At 55.8% G+C, this 6,068-nt stretch carries 13 protein-coding genes; all 13 read right to left on the reverse strand.

Annotated features, from left to right (window positions below):
• Positions 1-9: 9 nt before the first annotated feature.
• Positions 10-399, reverse strand: a complete 390-nt coding sequence (gene rpsK / locus ACIPL0_RS17175; RefSeq protein ID WP_002555466.1) for a 30S ribosomal protein S11 — start codon at positions 397-399, stop codon at positions 10-12.
• Between the two features lie 30 nt (positions 400-429).
• Positions 430-786 carry a 30S ribosomal protein S13 gene (gene rpsM / locus ACIPL0_RS17180; RefSeq protein ID WP_004883692.1) on the reverse strand — a complete coding sequence of 119 codons (357 nt, stop codon included), beginning with the start codon at positions 784-786 and terminating at the stop codon, positions 430-432.
• Positions 787-918: 132 nt separating this feature from the next.
• Positions 919-1,035 carry a 50S ribosomal protein L36 gene (rpmJ, locus tag ACIPL0_RS17185; protein ID WP_002555468.1) on the reverse strand — a complete coding sequence of 39 codons (117 nt, stop codon included), beginning with the start codon at positions 1,033-1,035 and terminating at the stop codon, positions 919-921.
• 28 nt (positions 1,036-1,063) lie between these two features.
• Positions 1,064-2,395, reverse strand: a complete 1,332-nt coding sequence (secY, locus tag ACIPL0_RS17190; RefSeq protein ID WP_400731559.1) for a preprotein translocase subunit SecY — start codon at positions 2,393-2,395, stop codon at positions 1,064-1,066.
• A complete protein-coding gene (gene rplO / locus ACIPL0_RS17195; RefSeq protein WP_037017733.1) occupies positions 2,396-2,827 on the reverse strand; it encodes a 50S ribosomal protein L15 in 432 nt (143 codons plus the stop codon).
• A gap of 3 nt (positions 2,828-2,830) precedes the next feature.
• A complete protein-coding gene (gene rpmD, locus ACIPL0_RS17200) occupies positions 2,831-3,007 on the reverse strand; it encodes a 50S ribosomal protein L30 (protein ID WP_400597427.1) in 177 nt (58 codons plus the stop codon).
• Positions 3,008-3,009: 2 nt separating this feature from the next.
• Positions 3,010-3,510 (reverse strand): 30S ribosomal protein S5, encoded by a 501-nt coding sequence (gene rpsE, locus ACIPL0_RS17205; protein ID WP_093468883.1) that lies wholly within the window; start codon positions 3,508-3,510, stop codon positions 3,010-3,012.
• 3 nt (positions 3,511-3,513) lie between these two features.
• The gene (gene rplR, locus ACIPL0_RS17210; protein WP_400597426.1) at positions 3,514-3,864 is read right to left on the reverse strand and encodes a 50S ribosomal protein L18; all 351 of its coding nucleotides are present in this window, start codon (positions 3,862-3,864) and stop codon (positions 3,514-3,516) included.
• Between the two features lie 10 nt (positions 3,865-3,874).
• Positions 3,875-4,408 (reverse strand): 50S ribosomal protein L6, encoded by a 534-nt coding sequence (gene rplF, locus ACIPL0_RS17215; protein WP_400597425.1) that lies wholly within the window; start codon positions 4,406-4,408, stop codon positions 3,875-3,877.
• Positions 4,409-4,421: 13 nt separating this feature from the next.
• Entirely contained in the window at positions 4,422-4,814 is a 393-nt protein-coding gene (gene rpsH, locus ACIPL0_RS17220) for a 30S ribosomal protein S8 (RefSeq protein WP_003228724.1), read from the reverse strand.
• Positions 4,815-5,028: 214 nt separating this feature from the next.
• On the reverse strand, positions 5,029-5,334 hold the full coding sequence (gene rpsN / locus ACIPL0_RS17225) for a 30S ribosomal protein S14 (RefSeq protein WP_400597424.1): 306 nt from the start codon (positions 5,332-5,334) through the stop codon (positions 5,029-5,031).
• A gap of 13 nt (positions 5,335-5,347) precedes the next feature.
• A complete protein-coding gene (gene rplE, locus ACIPL0_RS17230; RefSeq protein WP_400731560.1) occupies positions 5,348-5,887 on the reverse strand; it encodes a 50S ribosomal protein L5 in 540 nt (179 codons plus the stop codon).
• A gap of 20 nt (positions 5,888-5,907) precedes the next feature.
• On the reverse strand, positions 5,908-6,068 hold a 161-nt coding region (gene rplX, locus ACIPL0_RS17235; protein WP_400731562.1), incomplete at its 5' end, for a 50S ribosomal protein L24.

The following is a 6,068-nucleotide window of genomic DNA, read 5'->3' on the forward strand; positions in this document are numbered from 1 at the left end:
TCTCCTGGATTACACGCGGCGCTTCTTCGGCGGACGGCACCCGTTGTGCGGGATTGGCGTCACGTCGGTGATGCTGGCGATCTTATAGCCACAGCCGTTCAAAGCACGGACAGCGGATTCACGACCTGGGCCTGGACCCTTGACGTTAACGTCGAGGTTCTTCAGACCGTATTCCAGCGCAGCTTGACCAGCACGCTCTGCAGCTACCTGAGCCGCGAACGGGGTGGACTTACGCGAACCACGGAAACCCGAACCGCCGGAGGTTGCCCAGGACAGAGCGTTACCTTGACGATCGGTAATGGTTACGATGGTGTTGTTAAAAGACGCGTGGATGTGGGCGATGCCATCAACCACTGTCTTTTTGACTTTTTTACGAGGACGAGCAGCAGGTTTTGCCATGTCTAAATTCCTGTCGATTCGCTGGTGCGATTACTTGCGGATCGGCTTACGCGGACCTTTACGGGTACGCGCGTTAGTCTTGGTACGCTGACCGCGTACTGGCAGACCACGACGATGGCGCAGGCCACGGTAGCAGCCCAAATCCATCAAGCGCTTGATTTTCATGTTGATTTCGCGACGCAGGTCACCTTCAGTGGTGAACTTCGCGACTTCGCCACGCAGCTGTTCAATCTGCTCGTCGCTCAGATCTTTGATCTTCGCAGCCGGGTTCACCCCGGTGGTTGCACAGATTTTCTGTGCAGTCGTGCGACCAACACCATAGATGTAGGTCAGCGAGATAACAGTATGCTTGTTATCTGGAATGTTAACGCCTGCAATACGGGCCATTCAGTGGGACTCCAATTGACAGCTACCTACGCCCCGGAAGCCAAGAAATAGGGCGCGAGATAATATCGCTGTAATAACAAATAATCAACCCAGCAGCGCACTAGCTGCTGGGCTTTGTAGCACAGATCACACTCAGCCTTGGCGCTGCTTGTGACGTGGTTCCGCGCTGCAAATTACTCGAACAACACCTTCGCGGCGAATAATTTTGCAGTTACGGCACAGCTTTTTCACCGATGCACGAACTTTCATCACCAACTCCTCGAACCTTATGGGTGCTTCAGCGCAGCATTCCGCTGCCGTAGCCCTTCAGGTTGGCTTTCTTCATCAGGGATTCGTACTGGTGCGACACGAGGTGAGATTGCACTTGGGACATGAAGTCCATCACAACCACAACCACGATCAGCAGCGAAGTCCCGCCAAGGTAGAACGGCACGTTTGCAGCAACCACCAGGAACTGGGGCAGCAGGCACACGGCCATCATATAAAGAGCACCGAACATGGTCAGCCGGGTCAGAACGCCGTCAATGTAGCGCGCAGACTGCTCACCAGGACGAATGCCCGGAATAAAGGCACCGGACTTCTTCAGGTTTTCCGCTACGTCTTTCGGATTGAACATCAACGCCGTATAGAAGAAGCAGAAGAAAATAATCCCTGCACTAAACAGCAGAATATTCAACGGCTGACCAGGAGCGATCGACTGCGAGATGTCCTGCAACCAGCCCATACCTTCAGACTGACCGAACCAGGCACCCAGCGAAGCCGGAAACAGCAGAATGCTGCTTGCGAAAATGGCTGGAATGACGCCAGCCATGTTCACTTTCAACGGCAGGTGGCTGGTCTGCGCAGCAAAAACCTTACGGCCCTGCTGACGCTTGGCGTAGTGAACAGCGATACGACGCTGACCACGCTCAATGAACACCACGAAACCGATGATCGCTACTGCCAGCAAACCGATGGCGACCAAAGCGAAAATGTTGATATCACCCTGACGTGCAGACTCGAAAGACTGCCCGATCGCTCTCGGAAGACCGGCGACGATACCCGAAAAAATCAACATCGAGATACCGTTGCCGACACCGCGCTCCGTGATCTGCTCACCCAGCCACATCATGAACAGCGCACCGGCCACGAAGGTGGTGACTGCAACGAAGTGGAAGCCCAGGCCTGCAGAGAAAGCAACGCCCTGACCGGCCAAGCCAATGGACATGCCAATAGCTTGAACCAGAGCCAGGACGACGGTGCCATAGCGGGTGTATTGGCTGATCTTGCGACGACCAGCCTCACCTTCCTTCTTCAACTGCTCCAGCTGTGGGCTGACAGCGGTCATGAGCTGCATGATGATCGATGCCGAGATGTACGGCATGATCCCCAGTGCAAAAATGCTCATGCGCTCCAGCGCACCACCGGAAAACATGTTGAACAAGCTAAGAATGGTCCCCTCATTCTGTCGAAACAGGTCCGCCAGCCGGTCAGGGTTGATACCTGGAACTGGGATATGCGCACCGATCCGGTAGACGATAATCGCCAGGAACAGGAAACGCAGTCGAGCCCAGAGCTCGGACAACCCGCCGCTTTTGCTGAGCGCTGAGAGAGCACCTTGCTTAGCCATTTATTCCTCGAACTTGCCGCCAGCTGCTTCGATAGCCGCACGCGCACCTTTGGTGGCTGCGATACCTTTGAGGGTGACCGCGCGAGTAACCTCACCGGACAGCATGATTTTCACGCGCTGTACGTTTTGGTTGATCACGTTGGCATCCTTCAGGGACTGCACGGTTACGACGCCTTCGACTTTAGCCAGCTCGGAAGTGCGAACTTCTGCACGATCCATAGCTTTCAGAGAGACGAAGCCGAACTTCGGCAGACGACGATGCAGCGGCTGTTGACCGCCTTCGAAGCCCGGAGCAATGGTGCCACCGGAGCGGGAGGTTTGACCTTTGTGGCCACGGCCACCGGTCTTGCCCAAACCACTACCGATACCACGACCCGGACGATGCTTCTCGCGACGGGAACCCGGCGCTGGACTCAGATCATTGAGTTTCATCGATTAACCCTCGACGCGCAGCATGTAGTAAGCCTTGTTGATCATCCCACGGTTTTCCGGGGTGTCAGCGACTTCTACAGTGTGACCGATACGACGCAGACCCAGACCCTTGACGCACAGTTTGTGGCTAGGGATACGGCCGCTGACGCTCTTGATCAGCGTTACTTTTACGGTAGCCATGATCAGATGATCTCCTCAACGTTCAGGCCGCGCTTGGCAGCGATGGACTCAGGAGACTGCATGGCTTTCAGACCCTTGAACGTTGCGTGAACAACGTTGACAGGGTTGGTCGAACCGTAGCACTTGGCCAGAACGTTCTGAACGCCGGCAACTTCCAGGACAGCACGCATCGCGCCGCCGGCGATGATGCCGGTACCTTCGGAAGCAGGCTGCATGTAAACCTTCGAAGCGCCGTGGGCGGACTTCATGGCGTACTGCAGAGTGGTGCCGTTCAGATCAACCTGGATCATGTTGCGGCGAGCAGCTTCCATGGCTTTCTGGATAGCAGCAGGCACTTCACGCGACTTGCCACGGCCAAAGCCAACACGACCTTTACCATCACCCACCACGGTCAGCGCGGTGAAAGTGAAGATACGGCCGCCTTTTACGGTTTTTGCTACGCGATTAACCTGAACCAGCTTCTCGATGTAGCCTTCGTCGCGTTTTTGGTCGTTATTTGCCATAACTTAGAACTCCAGCCCGCCTTCACGAGCAGCATCAGCCAGCGCCTTGACGCGACCGTGGTACTTGAAGCCGGAACGATCAAAAGCCACTTGAGAAACGCCGGCGGCTTTCGCACGCGCAGCGATCAGCTGGCCAACTTTAGTGGCCGCGTCGATGTTGCCAGTGGCGCCATCACGCAGTTCTTTGTCCAGAGTCGAGGCGTTTGCCAGGACTTTGCCGCCGTCGGCCGAGATGACCTGGGCGTAGATGTGCTGCGAAGAGCGGAACACGCAGAGACGAACGACTTCGAGTTCGTGCATCTTCAGACGTGCTTTGCGAGCGCGACGCAGTCGGGTAACTTTTTTGACGGTCATTTGCTATGCCCTACTTCTTCTTGGCTTCTTTACGACGGACAACTTCGTCCGCGTAACGCACGCCTTTGCCTTTGTACGGCTCTGGACGACGGAAGTCGCGGATTTCCGCGGCCACTTGACCAACCAGCTGCTTGTCGATGCCCTTGATCAGGATATCGGTCTGGCTTGGGGTCTCAGCGGTAACGCCTTCCGGCAGTTCGTAATCCACTGGGTGCGAGAAGCCAAGGGCCAGGTTCAGAACCTTGCCTTTTGCCTGGGCCTTGTAACCAACACCGACCAACTGGAGCTTGCGCTCGAAGCCTTGGCTTACGCCCTGGACCATGTTGTTGACCAACGCACGAGTGGTACCGGCCATTGCACGAGTCTGCTGGTCGCCATTGCGAGCAGCGAAACGCAGCTCACCAGCTTCCTGGACGACTTCAACGGACGAGTGAACATTCAGGTCGAGAGTGCCCTTGGCACCCTTCACCGACAGTTGCTGACCAGCGATCTTGACTTCGACGCCTGCAGGCAACTTAACGGGGTTCTTAGCTACGCGTGACATGCTTATCCCCCCCTTAGAACACTGTGCAAAGCACTTCGCCGCCGACACCGGCAGCGCGCGCAGCACGATCCGTCATCACACCTTTGTTGGTGGAGACGATAGACACGCCGAGGCCGCCACGAACTTTTGGCAGATCCTCAACGGACTTGTACTGGCGCAGGCCTGGACGGCTGACGCGCTTGACTTCTTCGATGACCGGACGGCCTTCGAAGTACTTCAGCTCGATGGACAGCAGTGGTTTGGTTTCGCTGCTGATCTGATAACCCGCGATGTAGCCTTCGTCTTTCAGAACTTTGGCTACAGCCACCTTCAGAGTGGAAGATGGCATGCTTACGACGGACTTTTCAGCCATCTGGGCATTACGGATACGAGTTAGCATGTCCGCTAACGGGTCCTGCATACTCATGGGCTAGACGCTCCTGATACAAAAAATATGAGCCTTGCGGCTACAGCTTATCGCCTAAAAATTCCGGGCACGTGAAAACACGGGCTCTGGCGAGCCGGCAATTCTAGACGCACCCCAGAAACGAATCAAGCCCCAAAAGGGGCTTGATTCGAATTCAGGCGTCACGCTGGTCGGCTTCGTGAGAGGCCGACCGCCGTGATACGAGAAGTGCGCCTTACCAGCTGGCTTTGACCAGACCTGGTACGTCGCCACGCATGGCAGCTTCACGCAGTTTGTTACGGGCCAGCCCGAACTTGCGGTAAACGCCGTGTGGACGACCGGTCAGACGGCAACGGTTACGCATGCGCGAAGCGCTTGCGTCACGTGGTTGCTTCTGCAGTGCGACTGTCGCTTCCCAACGTGCTTCTGGAGTTGCGTTCAGATCCACGATGATCGCTTTCAGTGCAGCACGCTTGGTGGCGTACTTGGCAACGGTGAGCTGACGCTTCAGCTCACGGTTTTTCATGCTCTTCTTGGCCATGGTCCTACTCCAATCAGTTGCGGAACGGGAACTTGAAAGCACGCAGCAGAGCGCGACCTTCTTCGTCCGTACGAGCAGTGGTGGTCAGGGTAATGTCCAGACCGCGCAGGGCATCGATCTTGTCGTAATCGATTTCCGGGAAGATGATCTGCTCTTTCACGCCCATGCTGTAGTTGCCACGACCGTCGAAGGACTTGGCATTCAGGCCGCGGAAGTCGCGAACCCGAGGCAGGGAGATCGACAGCAGACGATCCAGGAATTCGTACATACGATCGCGGCGCAGGGTCACTTTGACGCCGATCGGCCAACCTTCACGGACTTTGAAGCCAGCGATGGATTTCCGAGCGTGAGTCACAACGACTTTCTGACCGGTGATCTTTTCCAGGTCGGCAACAGCGTGCTCGATGACTTTCTTGTCACCGATCGCTTCGCCCAGACCCATGTTCAGGGTGATCTTTGTTACGCGTGGAACTTCCATCACGTTCGACAGCTTAAGTTCTTCCTTAAGCTTCGGTGCGATTTCCTTCCAGTAAAGCTCTTTCAGTCGTGCCATGGTCTTCTACCTAGCAGTGTTCAAGCATCAACCGCTTTTTGGGTCGACTTGAAGACACGAATTTTTTTGCCGTCTTCAACTTTGAAACCAACGCGGTCAGCCTTGTTGGTTGCGCCGTTGAAAATGGCGACGTTGGAAGCGTGCAGTGGCGCTTCTTTCTCGACGATACCGCCCTGTACGC

It is taken from the genome of Pseudomonas sp. NPDC090208 (genome assembly GCF_044746785.1).
GTDB lineage: Bacteria > Pseudomonadota > Gammaproteobacteria > Pseudomonadales > Pseudomonadaceae > Aquipseudomonas.

What these genes read in the sequence shown, in the direction of transcription:
- secY (WP_400731559.1), bottom strand. Translation starts at nt 2,395, where the DNA reads ATGGCTAAGCAAGGTGCTCTCTCAGCGCTCAGCAAAAGCGGCGGGTTG.
- rpsN (WP_400597424.1), bottom strand. Translation starts at nt 5,334, where the DNA reads ATGGCCAAGAAGAGCATGAAAAACCGTGAGCTGAAGCGTCAGCTCACC.
- rpsE (WP_093468883.1), bottom strand. Translation starts at nt 3,510, where the DNA reads ATGGCAAATAACGACCAAAAACGCGACGAAGGCTACATCGAGAAGCTG.
- rplR (WP_400597426.1), bottom strand. Translation starts at nt 3,864, where the DNA reads ATGACCGTCAAAAAAGTTACCCGACTGCGTCGCGCTCGCAAAGCACGT.
- rplE (WP_400731560.1), bottom strand. Translation starts at nt 5,887, where the DNA reads ATGGCACGACTGAAAGAGCTTTACTGGAAGGAAATCGCACCGAAGCTT.
- rpmJ (WP_002555468.1), bottom strand. Translation starts at nt 1,035, where the DNA reads ATGAAAGTTCGTGCATCGGTGAAAAAGCTGTGCCGTAACTGCAAAATT.
- rpsH (WP_003228724.1), bottom strand. Translation starts at nt 4,814, where the DNA reads ATGAGTATGCAGGACCCGTTAGCGGACATGCTAACTCGTATCCGTAAT.
- rpsK (WP_002555466.1), bottom strand. Translation starts at nt 399, where the DNA reads ATGGCAAAACCTGCTGCTCGTCCTCGTAAAAAAGTCAAAAAGACAGTG.
- rplO (WP_037017733.1), bottom strand. Translation starts at nt 2,827, where the DNA reads ATGAAACTCAATGATCTGAGTCCAGCGCCGGGTTCCCGTCGCGAGAAG.
- rpmD (WP_400597427.1), bottom strand. Translation starts at nt 3,007, where the DNA reads ATGGCTACCGTAAAAGTAACGCTGATCAAGAGCGTCAGCGGCCGTATC.
- rplF (WP_400597425.1), bottom strand. Translation starts at nt 4,408, where the DNA reads ATGTCACGCGTAGCTAAGAACCCCGTTAAGTTGCCTGCAGGCGTCGAA.
- rpsM (WP_004883692.1), bottom strand. Translation starts at nt 786, where the DNA reads ATGGCCCGTATTGCAGGCGTTAACATTCCAGATAACAAGCATACTGTT.